Genomic DNA, 23,413 nt, shown 5'->3' with positions numbered 1-23,413 from the left:
AAAGGTTTCAAGATGGATCTCAATACCCTAATTGTAGGCATCTATTTCCTATTTCTTATAGCAATAGGCTGGATGTTTCGAACATTTACTAGCACTACAAGTGACTACTTCCGTGGGGGCGGTAGCATGCTTTGGTGGATGGTTGGTGCAACGGCATTTATGACGCAGTTTAGCGCTTGGACATTTACCGGAGCTGCGGGCAAAGCGTTTACCGATGGTTTTGCCGTTGCCATCATTTTTATTGCCAACGCATTTGGCTATTTAATGAACTACCTATACTTTGCTCCTAAATTCCGTCAGTTGCGTGTCGTCACTGTCATCGAAGCGATACGTATGCGTTTTGGCAAAGTAAATGAACAGGTATTTACGTGGTCAGGGATGCCTAACAGTGTTATCTCGGCAGGTATTTGGCTGAATGGTCTCGCCATCATCGCTTCTGGTATTTTTGGATTCGATATGACCACAACCATTATTCTTACCGGCCTTGTGGTTCTTGTCATGTCTGTGACCGGTGGTTCCTGGGCCGTCATTGCCTCTGACTTCATGCAAATGGTCATTATCATGGCCGTAACGGTAACGTGTGCAATTGTTGCGGTTTATCATGGTGGTGGTGTTTCAAATATCGTTGAGAACTTCCCAACCGAGTCATTTGTTACCGGTGATAACCTCAACTATTTAAGTATCTTCAGTATCTGGGCTGTATTTATTTTCCTAAAGCAGTTTAGCATTACTAACAACATGTTGAATTCATATCGCTATTTGGCTGCAAAAGACTCAAATAACGCTCGTAAAGCTGCACTTTTGGCATGTGTGTTGATGACGCTTGGGCCAATCATTTGGTTTATGCCTTCATGGTTTATTGCAGGTCAAGGTGTGGACTTGGCGGCACAATACCCAGAAGCTGGTTCTAAAGCGAGCGACTTTGCGTACCTTTACTTCGTTCAAGAGTATATGCCAGTGGGCATGGTTGGTCTTTTGATTGCAGCGATGTTCGCAGCGACCATGTCTTCCATGGACTCTGGTCTGAACCGTAACTCAGGGATTTTTGTTAAGAACTTTTATGAGCCGATTCTGCGTCCAAATGCCAATGAAAAAGAGCTAGTCGTGGTTTCTAAGCTGACGTCTACTTTCTTCGGCATTGCTATTATTCTAGTCGCTCTGTTTATTAACTCCCTTAAAGGTTTAAGCCTTTTCGACACTATGATGTACGTGGGCGCTTTGATCGGCTTCCCAATGACTATTCCTGCATTCTGTGGTTTCTTCATTCGTAAAACGCCGGATTGGGCGGGTTGGGGAACGCTAGTCGTCGGTGGCTTTGTCTCTTATTTCGTCGGTTTTGTCATTACGGCAGACATGATTCAAAACTGGTTCGGTCTTAATGAGTTGACTGGTCGTGAATGGGCTGATTTAAAAGTCGCTATTGGCTTGATTGGTCACATGATTTTCACCGCAGGTTTCTTTGTACTCTCAACGTTGTTCTATAAGCCTTTACCTGAGCATCGTGAAAAAGACGTCGACAAGTTCTTCAACAATCTAGCGACACCTCTTGTGGCAGAAAGTACTGAACAGAAGAAGCTTGATAATAGACAACGTCGTATGTTGGGTTCATTGATCGCCGTTGCTGGTGTTGGTGTAATGGCGATGTTCGTCTTGCCAAATCCATTGTGGGGGCGTTTCGTGTTTGTTCTGTGCGGCAGCATCGTCTTTGCAGTCGGCTTACTGCTCGTCAAAGCAGTGGATGACAAAGTGGAAAGTGCGGCTGAAGCCAACGTAGCTACCGAAAACTAGAGTGCTTTATTCATAAATATTGAGCGGCTGATTCCAGCCGCTTTCAACCTTTCTAATGCTTGCAACGTTCAAGCAAGTCCATTGTTAAATCTAATCCAACAAGAATTCATAAAGAGAATCACATGAAAAAAAATGTCCTCGCTTTATCTTTAACGGCAGTATTCGCCTCAGTTGCGCTGGTTGGTTGCGGTAACACGAATGCTGACACTACTCACGCTAATAAAACGATGCTTCAAGCGTCTGTGCCTATGGCGTTTAATGAAGTGACACGCGATTACCTTTTGTCGAGTGACAGATTGGTTGATGTTGATGGTGCGATGCTTGAGTCCAAGTCAGACCAACAGGTTAACGCACTTAAATCTCAACTTGAGAATGCAAAAGATGGTGAGGTGATTACGATTCCAGATGGAAAATATACCAATTTGGGGCATGTAACAATTGCGGCAAATGGTGTGACGATTAAGGCCGAAACTGCAGGAGCGGTTTGGTTTACTGGTCTGGTTCAATTTGAACTAACAGGTAACAACGTGACGCTAGATAGTTTGGTGTTCACTGAAGGCGGCCCGGCGGAACGTTTCGGCGGAGTTCGCATGATGGGTAACGGAAACACACTGCAAAATTCCACATTCTATTACTTCAATCATGATTATGCGTACGAACCTGATGAGCGTCGTTCTGAATATCCTAAATACCTGTGGGTGTCCTTATGGGGTAAAGATGGAAAAGTCATCAATAATCGATTTGAAGGAAAGCAAAAACGTGGCACTTTGATTGGTGTTCAGAAAGATGAGACGCCAGATAACCACCTTATTGCTCATAATATTTTTGTTGACCAAAAACAGAACCAGTTTAATGAGTTAGATATAAAAGAAGCCGTTCGTTACAACGGTAACAGCTGGGAAGCGATTCGAATTGGTGACTCGAAATCTTCGCAATGGGATTCTAGTTCTAAGTTTGTCGATAATTTGCTCGTAGATATGGATGGAGAACGTGAACTTATCTCGATCAAGTCGGGTGATAACGAGATTTCGGGTAACACAATATTCGAAAGTGCAGCGTTGATTTCATTGAGACATGGTAAAGGTAATAAGGTAGAGAACAACGTTATTCTTGGAAACAAGAAATTGCTAACAGGTGGTGTGCGCATCTACGATGAAGATCATGTGATTCGCAATAACTACTTTGCTAACACACGTGGGCGTGATGGACTAATTGAAGGTAACGCTGATCTTCGAGGTGGTATTGTCATTAATACAGGGATTATCGACGTAAAAAACGGCGAGCAGCTTGACCAGTCTGTAAAAGGAAAAGAGCTAAACAAGCAATGGACACCAAAGAACATCGACATAGAGAACAACACGTTTGTTGATACCGAGTGGGGCATTGTCTACGGTAATCAATCTCACCGTGTTAGCTTGTTCAATAATGCCGAAGTAGACAATATTTTTGCTGGTGTTGATATTCGATTTAACAACAATGTCGTCGACAATTCACAAAACCCAGAGTTTGTGAGTGTACGAGCTACAGAGCAGTTTCCTCTGGTTGATGCCAGTTACCATAATGAGTTTTACACCTCAACTATAGTAGGGCAAGAGCAGTTAGAAAATTACTCACTAACACTTCCAAACATGTCCTTGGAAAACGGGTTTAATCAATACCAAGGAGCAGGGGCAAACACCTCTGAGTTGCAATTGATTACCGCTGATAGTGCCGGGCCGACTTACGTATTAGTGAATAGCAACAAGTAACCTGTCAGGAAATTTCGTAAGGTAAAGTCAAAGCGGTCAAGTGGCCGCTTTTTTAGTGGCCGAGTACTCTGTTCTGATCGGCTAACTTAATACCATACTTTGATTTCTACCTCGGCTCTTTGCAATGTACAACGCGTCATCCGCTCTTGAAAAAATATGATTATTTCGCTCTTGATAGCGAGCTTGGGTTATGCCAACGCTCAATGTTATCGAAAAGGTCTGCTGTTCATAGTGGAAAGGAGTATCGGCTATGGTACAGCGAATGCGTTCCGCAATCTCGTAAGCCGTGTGCTCTTCAATATCAGGTAGAAGCAGTGCGAACTCTTCGCCACCTACTCGGGCGAAAGTATCATCAGGCCGAATGATATCTTGTATTCGAGCAACTACTTCTTTTAGCGTGTTATCCCCAGCTAGGTGTCCATAGGTATCGTTGACCTTTTTGAAGTAATCAATATCCATCAACAATAAACAGTGTGGGGTCGTGCTTTTAGTTATGGTTGCTAATGTGGAGAAAAAATAGCGGCGATTAGCTATTTGTGTGAGTGGATCGGATTCACTCTGTTTACGGAGCTTTAGTTCAAGGCGATGGCGCTTCGATATGTTTCGAGTGAGCCAACAAACTACCCTTTGGTTTTTACAGGTAAAAGAAAGCGGAAAGATCTTGCCCTCAAACCTTAATGTGCCTGCTGGACCCGATTTGGGGTCAATGCCGTTAAGATCTTCAACGCATAGATCATATTCGACAGTCATGACCTGATTATTATCGAGTGATGTGATGATTTGACTGATATACCAGTCGGCTTGCTCGGAAGGCATTACCGAGTGCAGAGTTTGCCCAATCAGTACACTGCCGTCATGATACGACTGAGTATCAGTCCCGCCAAGAAAATCAACATATTCTCCTTCTTCACTTATTATGAAGACAGGGTCAGGTAAACAAGAAAGCACCTCATATACTTCGTCTAATTCAGTAAGCATGCTCTTCCACGAATATTTTTATAATTTACTTTATTAACAATAGAGTATATAAGCAAAAAATAAATAACAAAGGTGATAGAAAAAGCTGAGGTTGAGATCGAGAAATAGGTTTAAAAGCTATATGTGACAGCTAGTTGTATAAGCTATCACATATATTTACGACAAGCTGGAGAGCCTTGGTTTCCCTGTAAAACTAGTTGTCAGAATCTATATTCTCATCAGTTATGTCATCACTGAGCACATCTGAATCGTCATAGTCCACATCTTCATTGATTGTCTCTGGCTCAGATTTCTTACCATTTAATGCATGAAACCTTTTCCTATCGCGTGCAAGGTGTATGTATTTCAACCATGTTTTTTCTAGTTTGCTCTCTGCATGACTTTCGTCTTGGAGCACTTCTAGAAAGTGTTTTTCTGAATCCGATTCCGGAGATAGCTCGCCACTTTCTAGCAAACTCATCGTATCTCCAAAGCGAATCAAGATATCTTCTTCAGCTAAAGTAAAATCGCCAGATTTAGCAAATCCACGTCGAAACCGCTTGTTATCGTAAAAAGGTCTCTTTCCAAGACGAAAATCTACATTTGACATAGCCACCCTCATAAAATGACGTTAATCATCGAACTCAGCCTCAGTATAGACAGAGGATGTAAGGTTTTTGAAATTCTACCCATCGATTTTTTCAACGTTTTTTGGTTTGTTCATTAACTCATTGGTTAGACGCTACTTTTACTTGGGTTTTTTAATATTGTGTGATGGTTTGATGAAGATTTCATGTCGCCCTTGAGTTCCGAAAGTGGCTAGTAAGATGCAAAATGTGCGTTACACTGGCGATAGAGTAGGCAAGGTTAGAGGCAGGTATGGAGTCACTTAGTAGAGAGCAATGTTCTGTTGCCCGATTATCAAGAGATCCAAGGTTTGATGGCGTATTTTTTGTGGCAGTGAAGACAACGGGCATTTTTTGCCGCCCTATTTGTCCAGCAAACTTGCCACGAGAGGAGAATGTTGAGTATTTCTCTACGGCGCCTGTAGCGTTGCAGGCAGGATATCGACCTTGTTTGCGCTGTCGTCCGGATAGTGCGCCTAATTCGTGGGCCTGGCTTGGTAAAGAAACCAGTTTTCGACGAGCATTAAGTTTGATCGAGCAGGGGGCATTACAGCACTCCAATTTGGAAACGTTGTCAGATAGGCTCGGCGTTACCAGTCGATACTTAAGACAACTATTTCAAAACCACCTGGGTATGTCACCCAAGGTGTATGCTCAATATCATCAATTAATGTTTGCCAAACAACTGCTTCACAACAGTTCACTATCAATAACTGATGTTGGTTTTGCCAGCGGTTTTAATAGTACTCGACGATTCAATGATGCCTTTAAGAAGTATCTTAAATTGACGCCTTCAGAAATGAGGCGTCACCATGCAAGGCAAGATGACAGCGGTCGCAATGTGATTCATTTGGCTTACCGAGGTCAATATCACTGGGAGTCGTTACTCGATTTCTATCGTTTAAGAGCAATAGAAGGCGTAGAAGAAGTGACGCAATACAGCTACGCTCGTTATGTGGAGATTGATGGTAGTTTAGCTTGGTTCAAGTTACACGCTGATGTGGAGGGCAAGCAAACAATCAAAGTGGAATTTGAATTGGAAGATGTCACAAAACTGTCTTGGTTGATGAGCAATATAAAAAGAGTCTTCGATTTAAACACCGATGTGGCTTTGATTGAAGAGTTGCTATCGAAGTACGACGACCAATTAGTTATTAAATCAGGGCTGCGGCTTCCTGGTGTGTGGTCGACTTGGGAAGCGGGTGTTCGAGCTGTAGTTGGGCAGCAGGTTTCGGTAAAAGCAGCTATAGGGCAGCTTAACTTGCTGACTGACACTTTGGATCATACGGTATCTGGGCAGCGAGTTTTTCCTAGTGCGGATGTCGTCGCCTGTTCCGACCTTAGTTTTCTTAAAATGCCAAACAGTCGAAAAGAGACATTAGCCCGGTTGGCTCATCATATTACCAATTCGCCCGAGGACACACCAGATAACTGGTTGGCTCTAAAAGGCATAGGTCCATGGACCATTAGTTATGCAAAGATGAGGGGAGCCTCCGAGCCCAACTTGTTTCTTGATACAGATTTGATCGTTAAAAAATACCTTGCTGAGCACCCACAATTGAACGCTGCGAATGTGTCACCTTGGGGAAGCTACGCTACATTACATTGTTGGAGTCATTTTTCATGAACTACTACCTAATAACACCAAGCCCACTTGGGAATGTCACTATTCAAGCGAACGATGATGGTCTGCTAGGACTTTGGTTTGAAGAGCATACTACATTGCCCGATGTTCTGGGCTCACTAGCTCCCGAGCATCCAATTTTGGCTGAAGCTTCTAAACAGCTCTCTTGTTACTTTGAAGGCAAGGTACAGTCATTTGATCTCCCCTTAGCAGCTGAAGGAACTGATTTTCAAAAGCTTGTTTGGCGAGCGTTGTGTGATATCCCTTTCGGAGAGTCGATAAGTTACCAAGAGTTAGCGAATCGAATAGGCAAACCTAAAGCCGTAAGAGCCGTTGGAGCTGCAAATGGAAAAAACCCCATCTCAGTTATCGTTCCTTGTCATCGCGTAATTGGGAAAAGTGGTACATTGACAGGCTATGCTGGCGGAGTTGAACGAAAAAGAAAGCTGCTGGAGCTTGAAGGAATTAAGCTCTAACACAACAGAGAACCTAAAATGTTGGAGCATTGTAGGGTATTTAGTCTCTTATCTATTGGTACTGTTTTATAAATAGCAGGTTGCTTAGATACTGATTTCATATTGCTATGGTTTTTTTAATGCGTTTTTGCAAATATAGATAAGGGCTAATTGCAAAATGCATCTGTATTTGCAAAATGAAAATACTATATGAGTATGGTTTACATGAAATCGATACTTATCTGACCAGAATTATCTGAAAACAACGATTTAAAAAGTTGGCACGCTTGATGCATTACTTAGAGCGACCCTTTTTAAGCCGAGGGTCACCTAGCCAACTGACGTTGTTAGTGAACCTCTATTGTTCACACTTGTATATAGCCAGTCACACTATTTGGTGGCTGGCTTTTTTTATTTTTAGGCTAAGAGCTAAATCACTAAGGCTTACACAATATCGCCTAGTTCAACTCCCTTACTTTCAGCACAGCCTTCATAACAGCTTGGTTTTCTCGGACATGCTGCTCCTCTCGAACAAATTAACCGTGCATCGCCTTCAATACCTCGTTCAACCCAATTGATATTGAGGATTTTAGCCACTGTTTGCAGATCCTTTTTGATAGAACGAGGAATGCTGACACTGCCACCCCCTTCGACACATGATCGTTTTAGTTCACTGGCTATCTCCAATGCGTTGCCGCCTTGAGCATCTATCGCAGGATTTAGATCAATACCCGCGCAGAGTACTCGATTATTTCCAGCCGGGTCGGTCATGTTGATGGATTCACAGCAATAAATACGAGGTTCATCACCCACATTAAGAATAGAGATTTGTGCAGAAGAGCCGTTTTGAGGTTCAGATAAGCGCCTAAATACCGCCCAGTGTTGACACGGATCGTTCACCATCCGCATATTTCCCCATGGCAGCGGAATACCGTTTCCTCGGTAGACGGCTTTGAGCTTTCCAGGCCCGTAGGCGTCGAAATAGTGCCAATGTGGATAGGGAGATACCACGGTCATACGACGCATGGCGACAGACGGAGATACGCCTGCACGTTTGTGAACGTCGATTTCATACCCACTTCTGTCTAGTAGTTGTCTAAATGGGACTTTAGGGCAAAGTAGGGCTCCTGCAAAAAAGCTGGATTCAAAATCTCTCCATGCTTGCAAAATATCTTGTGAGTTGAGAGCAGATGTGGACTGGTTGGCTGCAGAGTCTTCCCAGCTATTGTGATGACCAACACTGAGTACGCTTTTCAGCCCTTCTTCACTGTGCAAAATTCGGTGTCCGATATAAACCGCTAGATCATATTTGAGTCTTGTTGGGTATGCTTTGAGTATTTCGTTTAGGTAGATGGTACCTGGAGGCTCAAAAAACGAGGTAACGAGTTGCTTGGCATTAATTCCTAACTCATCCACCACATCTTTCGGTGTGCGATTGACCCATTGAACTCGCAAACCTAAATCGCCAGCAATATCGATCAGATCTTCTACAGATAGATTCAATCGCTTCAGTCCCACTTCTTCTGCAGCCCGTTCTAGATCGGGAAAGTGGTTTTGCAAACTTTCTTGGTGAGCGCGGATCAAAAGATGGGCGAATTGTCTTCCGGTGATTCCGGTTTGCGACAACATTTCCGGAATGGCAATTTGCAGTATGTCGTTTGAAAATAAAAAGCTTGGCTCTAAAGCCATGCCACTGATGCCTCCGCGATTGCCTTTAACCGGAGTAATTTCTTCTTGCTCAGGCTCATTATCTAAAAACCATGCTGGATCTTTTTGGAAAACTTCGGCGATGACTTCAAGCATATCGATGCTTGGGACGCGTTTTCCTCGTTCAATCATCGATAGATACGAAACAGAAGGAGCGTACTCTGGGTTGATGCGAATACAACGCGCAGAGAGGTCTTCCATTGTTAAATGGTTGCGTTTTCTAAGGTTTCTTACCTTAGTGCCCAAAAAATGGGACTGACGGATTAGACTTTTTGACAGAGGCATTTTGTAAAATTCACATTGTAAAATTTTTGTTGTGAAATTGTAGTCAAAAACAGGCTAGTCTACAAAGTATACAAATCACAAAACGAATATAAATTTAAACACTTGTTTAGGATATTTGCTCTAAATAGAACAAAAGGCCGTATGAGGGAAAGACTATGAACATGCTGACATTCGATAAAACAGAACTACATAAAAACCACTCAACGTTTATCGCAGAAGCTGTCTTTGCCGTGGAAATGGTGAAAGCCGACGAGCAAATAGAGAAACAAAAGATGGCGAAACAGCTGCTTGATACTTTGTTTCCACTAGAAAATGGCTCACACGAAGACGTGGTAAGTTACGAAATAGATTATCGTCACGTGCAAGCTTATTTTAAGAATGGTGAGCATACGGGGTTGAAGCGCGCAAAACACTTTGTGGCTTACGCCGGTGATAAATGTGCTCCTGAAGCAATTCTATTCCGTGATGAGAGTGGGACACACGTAGAAGTGATGATGGGTAAGCGCAAAGGAACCGGTAATCTAGAGCTTGTAGAAATTGAAGATATCCAACTAGAAACGTGCACAACCTTCGGCCAAACAGAGCAATGCCATGCGTCTGGTATTCGCCACTGGGTTAGCCTAGTTCAAGGTGATGACCAAGGCCGTCCTAGAGCTTGTAGTGAAGACAAAGAATTTACGGCGAAAAACGGTGACGATTATAACCTCGGATTTAGTTTCGCCTTTTAATACCCGCTAGCACTTTTACTTAAATACCGTTTTCCTTTGGTAGTGAAGCCCCACTTACGAGCAGTGGGGTATTTTTTTATATTATTTTTCTATATTTAACTTCTCGTCAATAGCTAACTCGACTAGTCTTATATTGTGTCAATTCAAAGTGTTAGTCGATATGCCAACCAGCTCGCAATCCAGTAAAAAGTTCACTCTGCCTTTGCATATTCATATCTCCGCAATTTTCGTCATTTTGGTGTTGGTGATAAGTGGTGTTCAGATATGGATTACTCAAACGAGCATGAATAAAGTTCTATTGAATGCGAATGAAAACTTATTTGAACGTATCGCCGGCGAGACACGCAGTAATATGTCCTATCACTTCGGCCCAGCATTTAGCATTGTCGATGCTTACTCAGCTGGAGAACTGGTTCGGGAAGTAGACCCAGAGCAGCGTTTTGCATTTGTCCCGGAGTTAGTGTCGCTCTTAAGAGCAAATAGACATATCTTCTCGCTAAAAGCAGCGTTTCCTGATGGTGAGTGGTTAGCGGTTGTTCGTTTAGCGGATGACCGGATGCGGACTCATTTAGGGATTGACCACAGTGCAGAGTATGCGGCGTTAAACTTTAATACAGATACAAATAAGCTAGAGGTCAGAACTTACAGTGCTCACCTTGCCTTGCTGCAATCTCGTGAAATGAGTAGCCCGCTTCGCGACCCACGAAAATTAGATTGGTTTCGCACAGCATCGCTGGTACACGCTCACGTATCTAAACCATATTTTATGCCGGTACTGTCGCGAACCGGTATCACTATTCATCGAAAAGCAGCTAATGGAGCGGTGTTTGGAGCGGATATTTTATTGGATCAAGTATCTGAAGTATTAAGGGACAGTGATGAAAACCGCGATGCACTTAGAGTGTTGTATGACGACGACTTTAATGTATTTGCTTACAGCCGACCTGAATTATTTGAAGTAAGAGATGCTTTAAGACAGTCGGCACCTCTCAAGTTGGGAGAAATTAACCACCCTTTAATCTCAGGAACAACAAACATCGTCGAGTTCGGTCCGCAAGCCAAAGAAATCAACTATCAAGGAGAAAAGTGGGTCGTTAAAGTCGATAAGCTGCGTGGCACTCGTGACCAGCTATTTAACCTAGTGATGGCAGTAAAGTCAGAGCAGCTCTTGAAAGATGCCAATATTGTAGCGAAACGCTCGCTGATAGGTTCGTTCTTCGCATTATTAATCGCATTACCCTGCATTTACTATCTTTCGCAATGGCTAGCACGGCCAATTCGTCAGGCTACTCAGAAAGCACGAGCCATACAACATTTCAACTTTGATGATGGTGGTCAGGAGCACTCTAGAGTCACTGAAATCAAAGCTATGTCGGATTCATTGACGGTGATGCAGGCGACAATAAAGCGTTTTCTTTCTCTGACCAATTCAATGGCAAAAGAGAATGACCTAGAGCGGATACTTGAATTGGTTTGTGTCGAAACCGCAGATGCAACGAGCGCAAACAGTACATATTTGTATTTATTGAGTAAAGATGAGAAATATCTCGAACCTAAGTTTATCAAGCTCAAAACCAAAGGCATTATTGATATCACTACACAGCCGCGATTACCTCTAGATGAACCTAGGCTTGCTCAAGATGTAGAGGTATTTTTTAATCAAAAGCAACCGGTTTATTCTAAGTATTACGAGGCTAGGCCTTTTGTTGTTAAGGAAAATGAAACCGACAACTTACTGTTTATTCCTTTGATAGACCGCAACAAAAAAGTAATTGGTGGGCTGGGTTTAGGCTTTGATGAAGAGCATGAATCTCAAGTATTAATGGATAACAAAGAGTATCTAGAGACGTTGGTCGCATATGCCTCTGTTACCATTGAAACTCAAACAATGTTGGCTGACCAGAGAGCGCTATTGGACTCATTCATTCAAGTGATGGCAGGAGCTATTGATACCAAATCACCCTATACCGGCAACCATTGCCAGCGTGTTCCAGTGTTGACTGAAATGCTGACTCAAGCAGCTCAGGACTCTACTAAAGGGTCTTTCGCCGATTTTTCAATGAGTAAAGAACAGTGGGAAGAGCTGCATATTGCCTCTTGGCTACATGACTGCGGGAAAGTGACCACACCTGAGCATATTATCGATAAGTCCACCAAACTGGAGACCATCTACAATCGAATTCATGAAGTCAGGACTCGCTTTGAGGTATTAAAGCGCGATGTAGAACTAACCACTTATCGAGCTAAATTTAGTGGTCAAATAGATAATCAGGACTTGGAAGCGATTCGCTTGGCTCAGGAAGAGTTAGATAAGGAATTTGCACTGATTGCTGAAATCAATTTGGGCTCTGAGTTTTTAGATGACGACAAAGTAAAACGTTTAGAAATTATTGCTCAAAGAACATGGCAGAGCACGATTGATCCTAGATTAGGTCTTTCATGGGAGGAGCTCGCACGTTATTCGGACAATCCTTTTGTTGAAGGTAAACATGTTCCCGTGTTGGCAGATAATGAATCGCACTTGGTTGCGTGGGAAAAAGCGCCTCTTCGGGAAGAACGTTTTGTTTTAAAGGCTGGTGAGCATCAAAATAACCAAGGTGAGATGTACAACTTATCGATTCGCAAAGGCACGTTGAACCCTGAAGAACGCTACATCATAAACAGCCATATGATAGAGACACTGCGAATGCTAGAGAGCTTGCCATTCCCAAGACATATGAAAAATGTGCCTCTTTTAGCTGGTAGTCATCATGAGAAAGTGGACGGAACCGGGTATCCATTAGGTTTGAAAGCCAGCGAACTTCCCCTCCCTGCTCGTGCCATGGCTATCGCTGATGTTTTTGAGGCACTAACAAGTTGTGACCGACCATACAAGAAGTCAAAGATGCTTTCTGAAGCCATCAAAATCATGAGTTTTATGGTAAAGGACGGACATTTGGACCCAGCTTTGTTCAAACTGTTTTTAACCTCTGGTGTCTATCGTGATTATGCGCAGGCGCATATTGATAGTAAGCAAATAGATGACGTGGATATTTCTCAGTATGTGGATGAGTTAAGCTACTAAAATCGGTGGCGTAACCTATTATTAATTATCAGTTAATTAGTTTTAGGTACGTGAAATGGATTTCAAAAGTGCGGGCAAAAGCTGGTTCCGTTACCCACTGCACATCCACATATCGAGTTTGTTTATCATCATTGTGATGTTGGTGTGCGGTGTGCAGTTATGGCTTACGTATTCAAGCTTAAATAAAGTATTGGTTGACGCTAATGACCATCTATTTGACCGAATCTCTGGTGAAGCGAGAGCCAATTTGCTTCACCATTATAGTCCTGCATTTTCAACCGTTACTGCATTTTCCAAAGGGCAGTTGAGTCGTTTTTCAACGCATGACGAACGTCTCGGTTACGTTCCCGAAATCAGCTATTTATTATCCGCTAGCCCTTCTATTTTTTCCTATACCTTAACGCTACCTAATGGTGACCATTTCAGTGTCTATCGAGTATTTGACCGTAAGATCCAAAAGGGGTTTGAGGTTTCTCCTGAGGCACATTATGTGGTGTTTAGTTACTATGCTGACCAGCAACAATTACATAGATACGAGTACGATGAAGAGCACGAATTGGTTAACTTTACCTCACAAGATGGATATCAGACCGACTTAAGAGAGCGAGAGTGGTTTGGTATTGCTAACTCCGACTCCGTATCTATGTCTGCACCCTACTATTTCCAAAAGTTAGGAAAGATTGGTGTCACAGTGTCAAGGCGTTCCGAGAGTGGCGCAGTGGTCGCCGCGGATATCACCTTGGATCAAATTTCTCAGGTGCTTGCTGAAACCATCAGTCGTAAATCTTCATTTCGGGTGCTCTATGATGAAAGTGGGCGCTTGTACGCCTACAGCAACCCAAAACAAGTAATTATTCAAGAAGGCGCCTTGGATAGTGCCACCATTCTTATTGAAGATATTGATAACCCTGTTGTTCACGAAGCCGTTCTATTATTTGGCAATACGGTAGATACCGTACATGAATTTTATGTCGACGGTGAAAAATGGATAGGTAAAGTAACCAAGTCGGTCAATAACTCCGGTCATGACTTGTATTTGATGATGGTGGTGAAATCCACAGAGTTGTTGGATAAGTCTCAAGTTATCGCCAAGCGATCAATCCTGACCTCACTCATCGTTTTATTGATTGCCCTTCCTTTTGTGTATATTGCAGCGCAGCGTGTTTCTGCGCCAATTCGAAGGGCAACGCTACGAGCACAGAAAATAGAGAGCTTTGACTTTTCTAGAAAGACACCGCAAAAGTCACATATCAAAGAGATTCATGATTTATCTCAAGCTCTGTTTGGGATGCAGCAGACACTATCTAGATTCTTGCTATTGACCAATGCGATTGCAAGGCAAGACGAGTTGAAACCTTTGTTGGATTTAGTGGCTAACGGAGCACTAGATGCGACCAGTGCGAAGCGTGCTTTGTTGTATCTAAGTGATGATGACAACGTGTTGATTCCGCACAGTGCGGTTTCAAAAACGGACGATAAGTTTGATCTCTCTGAACTGTCACCACTTGATGCAAAGAACCGCGATGTAGCGTATTTATTCGAATCTTTAAATGGCACCCGACCAAAAGCGTTAGCGGTCGAATATCAGGACATCAAGCATGCTATTCCGCAAATAGGAACCCATGACGTGTTCTTGTTTTTACCGTTGTTAGACAGAGGTGGTCAGGTGTTAGGTGGCTTCGGTTTGATTATTGAAAGTGAACAGCTTGATACGTTGTCGACCACACGTTTGCCATTTATTGAATCATTAAGCGAATACGCTTCTGTTGCCATTGAGTCTCAGCAAATTCTTGCTAATCAAAAAGCGTTGCTTAACTCGTTTATTGAGGTCATGGCGGGCGCGATTGATACGAAATCTCCATACACGGGTAATCACTGTCAACGTGTTCCAGTACTAACAGAAATGTTGACCAAAGCCGCCGAGCAGTCTGAAACTGAGCCATTTAAAGGCTTTAAGCTGTCATCTGAAGAGTGGCAAGAGTTGCAGCTTGCAGCTTGGCTACATGACTGTGGCAAGGTAACGACGCCAGAACATGTGGTTGATAAAGCAGTGAAGCTAGAGACAATCTATAACCGCATTCACGAAATAAGAACACGATTCGAGGTGCTTAAACGTGACGCACATATCTTGATATTACAGCAGGCCCTAGGTGAACCTTTATCGTTTGAATTACAACAACAGCTTGACGCTAAATGGCAGCGCATTGATGACGACTTTGCCTTTATTGCCGCCACGAATGTAGGCGGTGAGTTTATGACGGATGATGCGGTGACACGTCTTCATTCTATCGCTCAGCGGCAATGGACTAAAACTATTGATGAAGGCCAAGGGTTGTCTTGGGAAGAGCGTCGACGTTATGAGCAAGCTGAAACAAAACCTGGTGAAAGTGAGTCGGTGTTGGCCGATCAGCCATATCATGCCATTCCATGGGCAGTTGAAACAGAGCCTTCGACTCGATTTACGCTTAAAAAACCGATGTATCAGAATAATTTGGGAGAGCTGTATAACTTATCGATTCGCAAAGGCACGTTAAACGATGAGGAGCGTTATGTGATTAACAACCATATCGTTGAAACCATTAAGATGCTGGAGAGTCTGCCATTTCCAAAAGGAATGCGTAATGTTCCTGCTATAGCTGGCGGTCATCATGAAAAAGTGGATGGAACTGGATACCCTATGGGGCTCAAAGCCGATGAAATGCCGCTTACTGCCAGAGTGATGGCGTTAGCCGATGTCTTTGAAGCGTTGACCAGTGCAGATAGACCTTATAAAGAACCCAAGACGTTATCAGAGTCGATTAAGATCATGTCTTTTATGGTCAAAGACCAACACCTTGATGCAGAGTTATTTAAGCTATTCTTGACGTCTGGGGTTTACCAAACATTTGCCATGAAGTTCTTAAACCCTGAACAGATTGATGAAGTAGATATAGAGCAGTATTTATCGTGACGTAATAAAAGGGGCAGAGAGTGAATTATCTGCCCTTGTTATTCTAATTTATGACTAGGGTTTTTACTGAGCGATTAAAAAGGCATAACTCGGTTGCGGCCTGCTCGTTTGGCATCATAAAGCATCTTATCTGCCCGATCGACCAGTGAGGTGTAGGTATCACCTGCTGTAAATTCAGCGACACCAAAGGAAGCGGTAATATTGCCGACCTTTGAACCATTTTTTCGATCTTTAATCGTCATTTTTTCAATGGCCAGACGCAGTGCATCCGCCATTTGTCTTGCCACTCTCAAGGACTTATTAGGAATGATCAATGCGAATTCCTCTCCGCCAAAACGGTAGGCAGTTATCCCACCTCGACAAGCTTGTTTTAGACGTTGTGAAATGCCTTTTAAAATCGTATCACCAAATAGGTGCCCGAATTCGTCATTGAATTTCTTAAAGTGGTCAATATCCAAAAAAATGAGGCTCATTGGCTGCTTAGCATCGCAGAACATGTTGAGGTCGGCGTCAAACGCTCCGCGATTATACAATGACGTCAAACTATCGAATAACGCATTGCATTGAACCTTAGCCAACTGTGATTTTAGGCGTGCTATCTCATCACTGGCGTTTTTTAACTGGTTATGAATGAAGTCGGTTGAATGGCGAATATCGTTTGCTTCGTCAACCAACTGTTGAATCAAAGGCATTACTTCATCAAGTGTCGGATCGCGCTGCGATTCTATTTGCGTGCTTAATCCGTCAAAACTTTGCTCAAGTACTTTGGAGAACTGTGATGTATCGGCGATGGCATCCGTCATTGAACTTGAAACTTCAGTAACTAGGGCTTCCATATTGTGCTTGAGATCTTGCAAATTGACTTCGGCTTTGCCGGCAATATGGTCGCGATAAAGTAGATTGGTGTTTGCGGGCGGTAAAATGTCGAAATCTTTGAGAATAGCGTCAACTTCAGCGTTCAGTTCTGGAATGGTCTGATCGACATAAGTATACCAAAGTGCATAATTGGCAGGCGTCGCGGGAACGTGGTGTTTTACCATCAATGGTACTGCTTTTTTTAAATTAGCCGCCGATTTCTGAAAATCGTTCTTTTTCATGATCTAACTATTGTCCTTGGCTCATTCTGATTGGCGAGGCTTGCACTTAATTTGAACTCAGACTCTTCTGGTCCGATTATTTATAATTATCCAACGAGTTCAGTAGTTTGTCACTTTAGAAAGTTCAGTTTTTGAAAACGGACTCAAATATTAACGTGATTTTGGTTCAATAATGGCGCTATTTATAAAATGCATTAAAATTAACGCCATTATTTGTTGGCTGTGTAAATTTGTAGCGCCTAATTGCTAATGCGTCTCTCTCGCCGTCTAACTACGGCCTCTTTCACGAAGTGGTCGAATAGCGGTGCGAACAAATTAGCAAATAATATGGCGAGCATAATACCTTCCGGATAGGCTGGGTTGAGCACTCTGATACCAATAGTCATAACTCCTATCAATAAACCATAAGCCCATTTCCCTGTATCAGTAAACGCAGCGGACACTGGGTCGGTTGCCATAAAAAAGGTACCAAAAGCGACACCACCAATGACGAAATGCCAATAAACGGGCATCGAAAACATAGGGTTGGAATCCGAACCAATGGCATTCAGTAAAGTGGCGGTTACGGTGAGGCCAATTAAGACTCCCGCCACAATTCGCCAAGAGGCGATTCCGATTGCTATCAAGAATATACCCGCCAACATAATCAGTAATGTTGATACTTCGCCCATAGACCCAGGCAGGTTGCCAAAGAAAGCATCCCACCACGTTAATGGCTGTCCGGTTAGGGTACTATAAAGGGCACTCTCCCCACCTTCATACCATTGGCTTAGCGGTGTAGCGCCCGAATAACCATCTGCGGCGACCCATACGGCCCCTCCAGACATTTGAGCGGGGTAGGCGAAGTAAAGAAATGCCCGTCCAGCGAGAGCCGGATTTAGAAAATTGCGCCCTGTACCGCCGAAAACCTCCTTAGCGACCACAATACCAAAGGTTATCCCTAATGCTGCTTGCCAAAGCGGGATAGTTGGCGGGAGGATGAGAGCAAACAAGATTGAGCTGACAAAGAAACCTTCGTTAACTTCATGCTTGCGGACGATAGCAAAAAGGACTTCCCAAAAACCGCCCACAATAAATACGGTGAGGTAGACTGGTAAGAAGTAGCTAGCGCCAAACAACATTTTACTTGCCCAGCCCGCCGCAATCAGATCATTGGCAGAACCAAATGCCAATGATAGGCGCCAGCTTTCGGTGATCATTTGATTGATTTCTTCTGGAGAATAGGTGACCGATAGTGCTGCGACAGTCTGGTTGCCAATATTAAACATCCCCCAGAACATAGCGGGGAATACAGCGATCCAAACCATTATCATGATGCGTTTGAGGTCAATACTATCCCGCAGATGTGTCTGTCCTCGAGTGACGTGCCCAGGCGTGTAAAACAACGTGGCGACTGCCTCATAAAGTGGATAAAAAGTTTGGTATTTGCCTCCAGCTTCAAAATGAGGAGCGAGTTTATCGAGGTTTTTTTTCAATGACATCCCAAAGCCCTCCTTGAGGTGTTGTTTATAGCTTCAACAAAGTTTCTACGTGATGAAATCACAGAATGACCAACTCTCTTCTAAGCTATCAAGGGTGTTACTGCGTATCAGATGTCTGGGTAAAGATGACATTGGGAAATGGTATGTCAAAAAGAAGAGGAATTTATTGGTTCAACCATGATCTCCGGTTGCACGACAATAAGTTATTGCAAAAGGCCAGTGAGCACGTCGACAGACTGCATTGCGTGTACTTTGATGAGCTGAAAACCATGTACGACAGACGCTTTCTGTCGGTAGAGATAGACGATTCAGCGAAGCGAGAGTTCAAAATGCAGGCGCTGGGTGAGCTGAACCAATCTCTGATGCAACTCGGGCAAGTACTACATCAAGTTTCCGTCACCAGCCTTGATGAGGCCGTGAGCCAGCTAGAACAGATGTTCGACTATTATTCGATTACTGACCTGTATGTAGCGAACAGTGCAAGCTGGTACATTGACTATGTGGTTACTAAAGCGCTCTTCAAGCGCACCGATATCGTTTTGCATCGTGATGATATCGAGTCCTTATTTCACCAAACGTTACTGCCTTTTGACTTAGAAGACTTGCCACACTCTTTCACTCGTTTTAAGAATAAAATGGAAAGTATTGTAGTGCCGTCCCCATCTCAAACTACGACCCAGCTACCACCTCCAATGAATAATCGAGATGGCCTCCCTGCCAGCTATGGGTGCGAACCGTCTTCTTTGAAGCTTCATAGCAGCGTTCGTGGAGGTGAACTGGCGGGCTTAGGGCATGTGCGAGACTACTTTGCTACTCAGGCGGCGCTTAGTTACAAATCCACACGCAACGAACTCGATAACTGGAGCAGCTCGACCAAATTTTCTCTCTGGTTAGCCAACGGCAATGTGTCGCCCAGAGCAGTGGTGAATCAACTACACCGTTTCGAGCAAAAGCATGGTAGTAACGAGTCCACTCACTGGATTCTGTTTGAACTACTCTGGCGCGAGTACTTTCATTGGTACAGCCACAAACATGGCGCCAAGCTGTTTGCATTTGGTGGGATACAAGACAAGCGTCCCCTGACCACTTTTTATGCCTCAAGATTACGTCAGTGGGTCGAAGGTAACACGCCGTTTCCCATTGTGAATGCTTGTATGAACCAACTCCGTGAGACAGGCTACATGTCTAACCGAGGGAGGCAACTGGTCGCGAGCTGTTTGGTGCACGAATTGTCACTCGACTGGCGCTATGGTGCATGCTATTTCCAGCACATGCTTATTGATTATGATGTCGGGTCGAACTGGGGAAATTGGCAATATTTGGCTGGGGTGGGTGCTGACCCAAGGGGGAACAGAAAGTTTGATTTAGATAAACAGAGCCAACTCTATGATCCTGAAAGTGTTTTCATCCGTAAGTGGAAGGGTGACCGGCCTAATTCCAGTTTGAATGCGGTGGATATGACGGATTGGCCAATTCAGGACTGATAGGAATGAAAATGGGATACAAAACGCTGAGACTCGTCTTGGGTGACCAATTGGATAGCCAACATTCATGGTTCTCTCAACTGGACAATGATGTCCTCTATCTAATCGCCGAACTAAAGCAAGAATCTGAATACGTGACGCATCATATTCAAAAGCAAGTGGCGTTCTTCCTATCGATGGAAAGTTTTGCGCAAAGCTTAATGCAGCAAGGGCATCACGTTCACTATCTCACTCTAGATGACACTTGCGACTTTGACTCTTTAACGGAGCTGGTTGCCTCAGTCGGTGAGCAACACAACATCGTTAGATTTGAGTATCAAAGGCCAGACGAATATCGTCTGCTTGACCAGTTGTCTCGCTTTTCTCACCCACAATTTTCAGCCACCTTGGTGGAGTCTGAACACTTTTTACTGCCTTTTCCAGAATTAGAAACCTATTTCGTTAGAGGTAAAGCATTAGTCATGGACCACTTTTATCGCAAGATGCGCAAGAAACATGGCATGTTAATGGAAAGTGAAACCAAACCACTTGGCGGTAAATGGAGTTATGATGCTAATAATCGCAACAAACTAAAAAAATCCGACATAGAAGCTCTACCCACACCGTTATTGTTTGCGTCACCGACGAAGGAGACGGTGTCTCGGATAGAGCGTCACAACCTAACTTCGATAGGACGAATTGGTGAACAACTCATTTGGCCGATTAATCGTTCTCAATCTCTCACTCTACTGGCACACTTTTGCCAAGTTTGTTTGCCCAATTTTGGCCGTTTTCAAGATGCGATGACGGAACAGCATGAGAGTCAGTGGAGTCTGTACCATAGCCGCCTTTCATTCTCGCTTAACTGTAAGATGCTTTCCCCTTTAGAGGTGCTGTATGCAGCCATTGAACAGTATGCTCACTCTGATGGGCAGATCACGCTTGCACAGATTGAGGGCTTTGTCCGACAGATACTTGGTTGGCGTGAGTATATTCGAGGCATGTATTGGAGCAATATGCCAGACTACGCGACGGCCAATGCGTTAAAAGCCTCTAGGGCGCTACCTCAATATTTTTGGAATGGCGAGACAAAGATGAGTTGTATGAAGCGAGCCATCACTCAGTCTCTTGATTTCGCTTACGCTCATCATATTCAGCGTTTAATGGTGACTGGTAACTTCGCGTTGCTCACAGAGTTGGACCCAGACCAAGTAGAGCAATGGTATCTTGGTATTTATGTTGATGCGATTGAGTGGGTAGAAATGCCCAATACCCGAGGTATGGCTTTATACGCAGATGGAGGACTTATTGCGACCAAACCTTATGGTTCCAGTGGTGGCTATATCAACAAAATGAGTGACTATTGTAGTGGGTGTTTTTATAACGTCAAAGAGCGTTCAGGCCAACAAGCCTGTCCTTTTAACGGATTCTACTGGCGGTTTATGCATAAGCATCGTGAGTGGTTGAGTAAGAACCCCCGCACAGCGATGATTTATCGGACTTGGGACAGATTGGCTCCCGAAGTACAGGATGAACATCTTACAACTGCCGAAGCAAATATAGCTCGAATAGAGCGCCTGTGAGGTATAGATGCAGCCATTGAATGTTTTGATCGTTGGTGCTTCTGGAGGGATAGGGAGTGCGTTAAGCCAACATATTCTGACTCACACCAATGCCAATGTTTTTGCTACTTATCGCCGTGCTCAGCCTAGAGTGCAGCACGCGCGATTGCGCTGGTATGCTTTGGATGTCACCGTAGAAGATGACTATAGCTCGTTAACGACGTCACTCGATGCTGAGGTTGACCATCTAGATTGGGTCATCAATTGTGTTGGTGTCTTGTCGATAAATGAGCTTACTCCTGAAAAGAGTTTAAAGGCAGTTACCTCAAACAACCTTATGACCAGTATTCAAGTCAATACTCTGCCTACTTTGCTGTTAGCAAAGCACATTTTACCTTTTATCAGAAGGTCGGATGCCCCCCGCTTCGCTACTATATCCGCAAGAGTAGGTAGCATTGACGATAATGAATTAGGTGGCTGGTATAGCTATCGCTGCTCAAAAGCCGCGTTGAACATGGCAGTGAAGAACATAAGTATTGAATGGGGTCGCTTAATCAAACGTTCCTGCACGATAGCTTTACATCCTGGAACGACGGACACCGAACTTTCTCTGCCTTTTCAAGCCAATGTGCCAGAAAAACAGCTATTCGCGCCAGATAAAACCGCAGGATTACTGTTCCACGTTTTGGAAAATCTTAGACCAGAAGACAACGGTCGGTTCATTGCTTACGATGGCAGTGATATTCGGTGGTGACAATGTTTAACATTCTGACGTTTTCTTAGCTCCACGCGCTTTACTTGAGCATCGCTTTGAGCAATAGCGAACTTGCTCCCAGCAGCGTTGCCATTTTTTTCGCCAAGTGAAAGGCTTGTCACAATGACCACAGATTTTTCTCGGAAGATGTGATTTTCGATGCATATTGATCGCGTCTTGGTTCTTTTTGATATCTACGAGTTGATAACAGACGAGATCATCACCCATAACATTTAAACTCTTCTCGCGATTATTTTATCTATCCTTTAAAGTAGTAACGGTCCATAAGGAGTCGTCATGCAGTTAGATATTTATCAGGTAAATGCATTTTCCAGTGAGCCCTTCAAGGGCAACCCTGCTGGTGTGTGTATTACTCAAGAACCGTTACCCGCATCGTTAATGTTGTCTATCGCTAAGGAAATGGCGATCTCAGAAACCGCATTTCTATCATTATCCGATAACCGCTTGCGTTGGTTTACACCTCAACTGGAAGTGGCGCTTTGTGGCCATGGCACACTGGCTACTGTTAATGTACTAGATGAAATAGGGCTGTTAGAAAAAGATGGAAAATGCAGTTTTCATACGCTTTCTGGGGAGCTTCATGCGCAGAAAGTTGGTGAACGTATTTCCTTAGATTTTCCACTTTATCCTGCCAATGAGGCTAACATGTCGCTTGCGAAATTGGAGGCTCTGGGTCTGAAAGAAGAGGATATCGAGTTCTGGGGTGAATTCGAAGGTGGTAAAGACTTATTGGTGATGAAAAGTGAAGAACGCCTGCATCATCTAACTCCAAATTTTCACGCTCTTAACCAATGTGAAGGTCGAGCATTGGCGGTAACGGCTAAATCTGAGCGTAGTGATGTGGATTTCATCGTTCGCTATTTTGCTCCTTGGGTTGGAGTCAATGAGGATCCTGTTACTGGATCTGCCTATTGTGCATTGGCTCCTTATTGGGCCGATAAACTCAATAAGAGTTCATTAATTGGCTTCCAAGATTCTGAGCGCGGAGGCTACGTTGGTATGATGTTGAAACAAGACCGTATTGAGCTTAGTGGTCAAGCGATTACGCTTATCAAAGGTACTATCAGTGTTTAATGAGAAATGGGTTCCTCAGTTTCTGGACT

At 43.7% G+C, this 23,413-nt stretch carries 17 protein-coding genes; 11 read left to right on the top strand and 6 right to left on the bottom strand.

All coding sequences use genetic code 11. The features are described from left to right. Positions 1-12 precede the first annotated feature (12 nt). Both JKJ11_RS22520 and JKJ11_RS22515 read left to right on the top strand, forming a co-directional pair. A complete protein-coding gene (locus JKJ11_RS22520; RefSeq protein WP_038222000.1) occupies positions 13-1,788 on the top strand; it encodes a sodium:solute symporter family transporter in 1,776 nt (591 codons plus the stop codon). Positions 1,789-1,910: 122 nt separating this feature from the next. Further along, the gene (locus JKJ11_RS22515; RefSeq protein WP_252039245.1) at positions 1,911-3,536 is read left to right on the top strand and encodes a polysaccharide lyase 6 family protein; all 1,626 of its coding nucleotides are present in this window, start codon (positions 1,911-1,913) and stop codon (positions 3,534-3,536) included. A gap of 81 nt (positions 3,537-3,617) precedes the next feature. Here JKJ11_RS22515 and JKJ11_RS22510 read toward each other — a convergent pair whose 3' ends face one another. Together JKJ11_RS22510 and JKJ11_RS22505 are read right to left on the bottom strand one after the other, a co-directional pair. Continuing rightward, positions 3,618-4,514 carry a GGDEF domain-containing protein gene (locus JKJ11_RS22510; protein ID WP_124941506.1) on the bottom strand — a complete coding sequence of 299 codons (897 nt, stop codon included), beginning with the start codon at positions 4,512-4,514 and terminating at the stop codon, positions 3,618-3,620. 193 nt (positions 4,515-4,707) lie between these two features. Beyond that, entirely contained in the window at positions 4,708-5,103 is a 396-nt protein-coding gene (locus JKJ11_RS22505; RefSeq protein WP_031493109.1) for a MaoP family protein, read from the bottom strand. Between the two features lie 269 nt (positions 5,104-5,372). On the opposite strand from JKJ11_RS22505, the gene JKJ11_RS22500 reads away from it, so the two are divergent. Continuing rightward, on the top strand, positions 5,373-6,746 hold the full coding sequence (locus tag JKJ11_RS22500; protein WP_252039244.1) for a DNA-3-methyladenine glycosylase 2 family protein: 1,374 nt from the start codon (positions 5,373-5,375) through the stop codon (positions 6,744-6,746). Beyond that, on the top strand, positions 6,743-7,219 hold the full coding sequence (locus tag JKJ11_RS22495) for a methylated-DNA--[protein]-cysteine S-methyltransferase (RefSeq protein ID WP_236109284.1): 477 nt from the start codon (positions 6,743-6,745) through the stop codon (positions 7,217-7,219). The genes JKJ11_RS22500 and JKJ11_RS22495 overlap by 4 nt, the downstream gene beginning before the upstream one ends. 423 nt (positions 7,220-7,642) lie before the next feature. On the opposite strand, the gene JKJ11_RS22490 is transcribed toward JKJ11_RS22495, so the two are convergent. After that, positions 7,643-9,190 carry a DUF3612 domain-containing protein gene (locus tag JKJ11_RS22490; RefSeq protein WP_081411533.1) on the bottom strand — a complete coding sequence of 516 codons (1,548 nt, stop codon included), beginning with the start codon at positions 9,188-9,190 and terminating at the stop codon, positions 7,643-7,645. 155 nt (positions 9,191-9,345) lie between these two features. On the opposite strand from JKJ11_RS22490, the gene JKJ11_RS22485 reads away from it, so the two are divergent. The 3 genes from JKJ11_RS22485 (at position 9,346) to JKJ11_RS22475 (ending at position 15,932) form a co-directional block, all read left to right on the top strand. Continuing rightward, on the top strand, positions 9,346-9,918 hold the full coding sequence (locus tag JKJ11_RS22485) for an aldolase/citrate lyase/malate synthase family protein (RefSeq protein ID WP_006070283.1): 573 nt from the start codon (positions 9,346-9,348) through the stop codon (positions 9,916-9,918). 160 nt (positions 9,919-10,078) lie between these two features. Next, entirely contained in the window at positions 10,079-12,982 is a 2,904-nt protein-coding gene (locus JKJ11_RS22480) for an HD domain-containing phosphohydrolase (RefSeq protein WP_252039243.1), read from the top strand. A 55-nt stretch (positions 12,983-13,037) separates the two neighbouring features. After that, positions 13,038-15,932: an HD domain-containing phosphohydrolase gene (locus JKJ11_RS22475; RefSeq protein ID WP_252039242.1), complete on the top strand. Its 2,895-nt coding sequence runs from the start codon at positions 13,038-13,040 to the stop codon at positions 15,930-15,932. Between the two features lie 74 nt (positions 15,933-16,006). Here the strand turns inward: JKJ11_RS22475 and JKJ11_RS22470 are convergent, their stop codons facing one another. Together JKJ11_RS22470 and JKJ11_RS22465 are read right to left on the bottom strand one after the other, a co-directional pair. Further along, complete coding sequence (locus JKJ11_RS22470; protein ID WP_063602991.1) at positions 16,007-17,029, bottom strand: GGDEF domain-containing protein; 1,023 nt, start codon at positions 17,027-17,029, stop codon at positions 16,007-16,009. Positions 17,030-17,268: 239 nt separating this feature from the next. After that, positions 17,269-18,510 (bottom strand): NADH:ubiquinone reductase (Na(+)-transporting) subunit B, encoded by a 1,242-nt coding sequence (locus JKJ11_RS22465; protein ID WP_252039241.1) that lies wholly within the window; start codon positions 18,508-18,510, stop codon positions 17,269-17,271. 143 nt (positions 18,511-18,653) lie between these two features. Between JKJ11_RS22465 and JKJ11_RS22460 the strand changes: the two genes are divergently transcribed. Genes JKJ11_RS22460 through JKJ11_RS22450 form a run of 3 tightly spaced genes read left to right on the top strand, consistent with a single transcriptional unit; the run spans position 18,654 to position 22,289 of the window. Then, the gene (locus JKJ11_RS22460) at positions 18,654-19,994 is read left to right on the top strand and encodes a DASH family cryptochrome (RefSeq protein ID WP_252039240.1); all 1,341 of its coding nucleotides are present in this window, start codon (positions 18,654-18,656) and stop codon (positions 19,992-19,994) included. An 11-nt stretch (positions 19,995-20,005) separates the two neighbouring features. Then, positions 20,006-21,556: a cryptochrome/photolyase family protein gene (locus tag JKJ11_RS22455; protein WP_252039238.1), complete on the top strand. Its 1,551-nt coding sequence runs from the start codon at positions 20,006-20,008 to the stop codon at positions 21,554-21,556. 7 nt (positions 21,557-21,563) lie between these two features. After that, positions 21,564-22,289 (top strand): SDR family NAD(P)-dependent oxidoreductase, encoded by a 726-nt coding sequence (locus JKJ11_RS22450; protein ID WP_236109293.1) that lies wholly within the window; start codon positions 21,564-21,566, stop codon positions 22,287-22,289. A 6-nt stretch (positions 22,290-22,295) separates the two neighbouring features. Here the strand turns inward: JKJ11_RS22450 and JKJ11_RS22445 are convergent, their stop codons facing one another. Next, positions 22,296-22,454 carry a DUF2256 domain-containing protein gene (locus tag JKJ11_RS22445; RefSeq protein ID WP_006070291.1) on the bottom strand — a complete coding sequence of 53 codons (159 nt, stop codon included), beginning with the start codon at positions 22,452-22,454 and terminating at the stop codon, positions 22,296-22,298. Between the two features lie 132 nt (positions 22,455-22,586). Here JKJ11_RS22445 and JKJ11_RS22440 point away from each other — a divergent pair, with 132 nt between their 5' ends. Then, the gene (locus JKJ11_RS22440; protein WP_252039236.1) at positions 22,587-23,384 is read left to right on the top strand and encodes a PhzF family phenazine biosynthesis protein; all 798 of its coding nucleotides are present in this window, start codon (positions 22,587-22,589) and stop codon (positions 23,382-23,384) included. Positions 23,385-23,413 lie beyond the last annotated feature (29 nt).

Source organism: Vibrio sp. SCSIO 43133, assembly GCF_023716845.1.
GTDB classification, from domain to species: domain Bacteria; phylum Pseudomonadota; class Gammaproteobacteria; order Enterobacterales; family Vibrionaceae; genus Vibrio; species Vibrio mediterranei.
The sequence above is the reverse complement of the archived record's forward strand: the minus strand, read 5'-3'. Positions and strand labels throughout refer to the sequence as shown.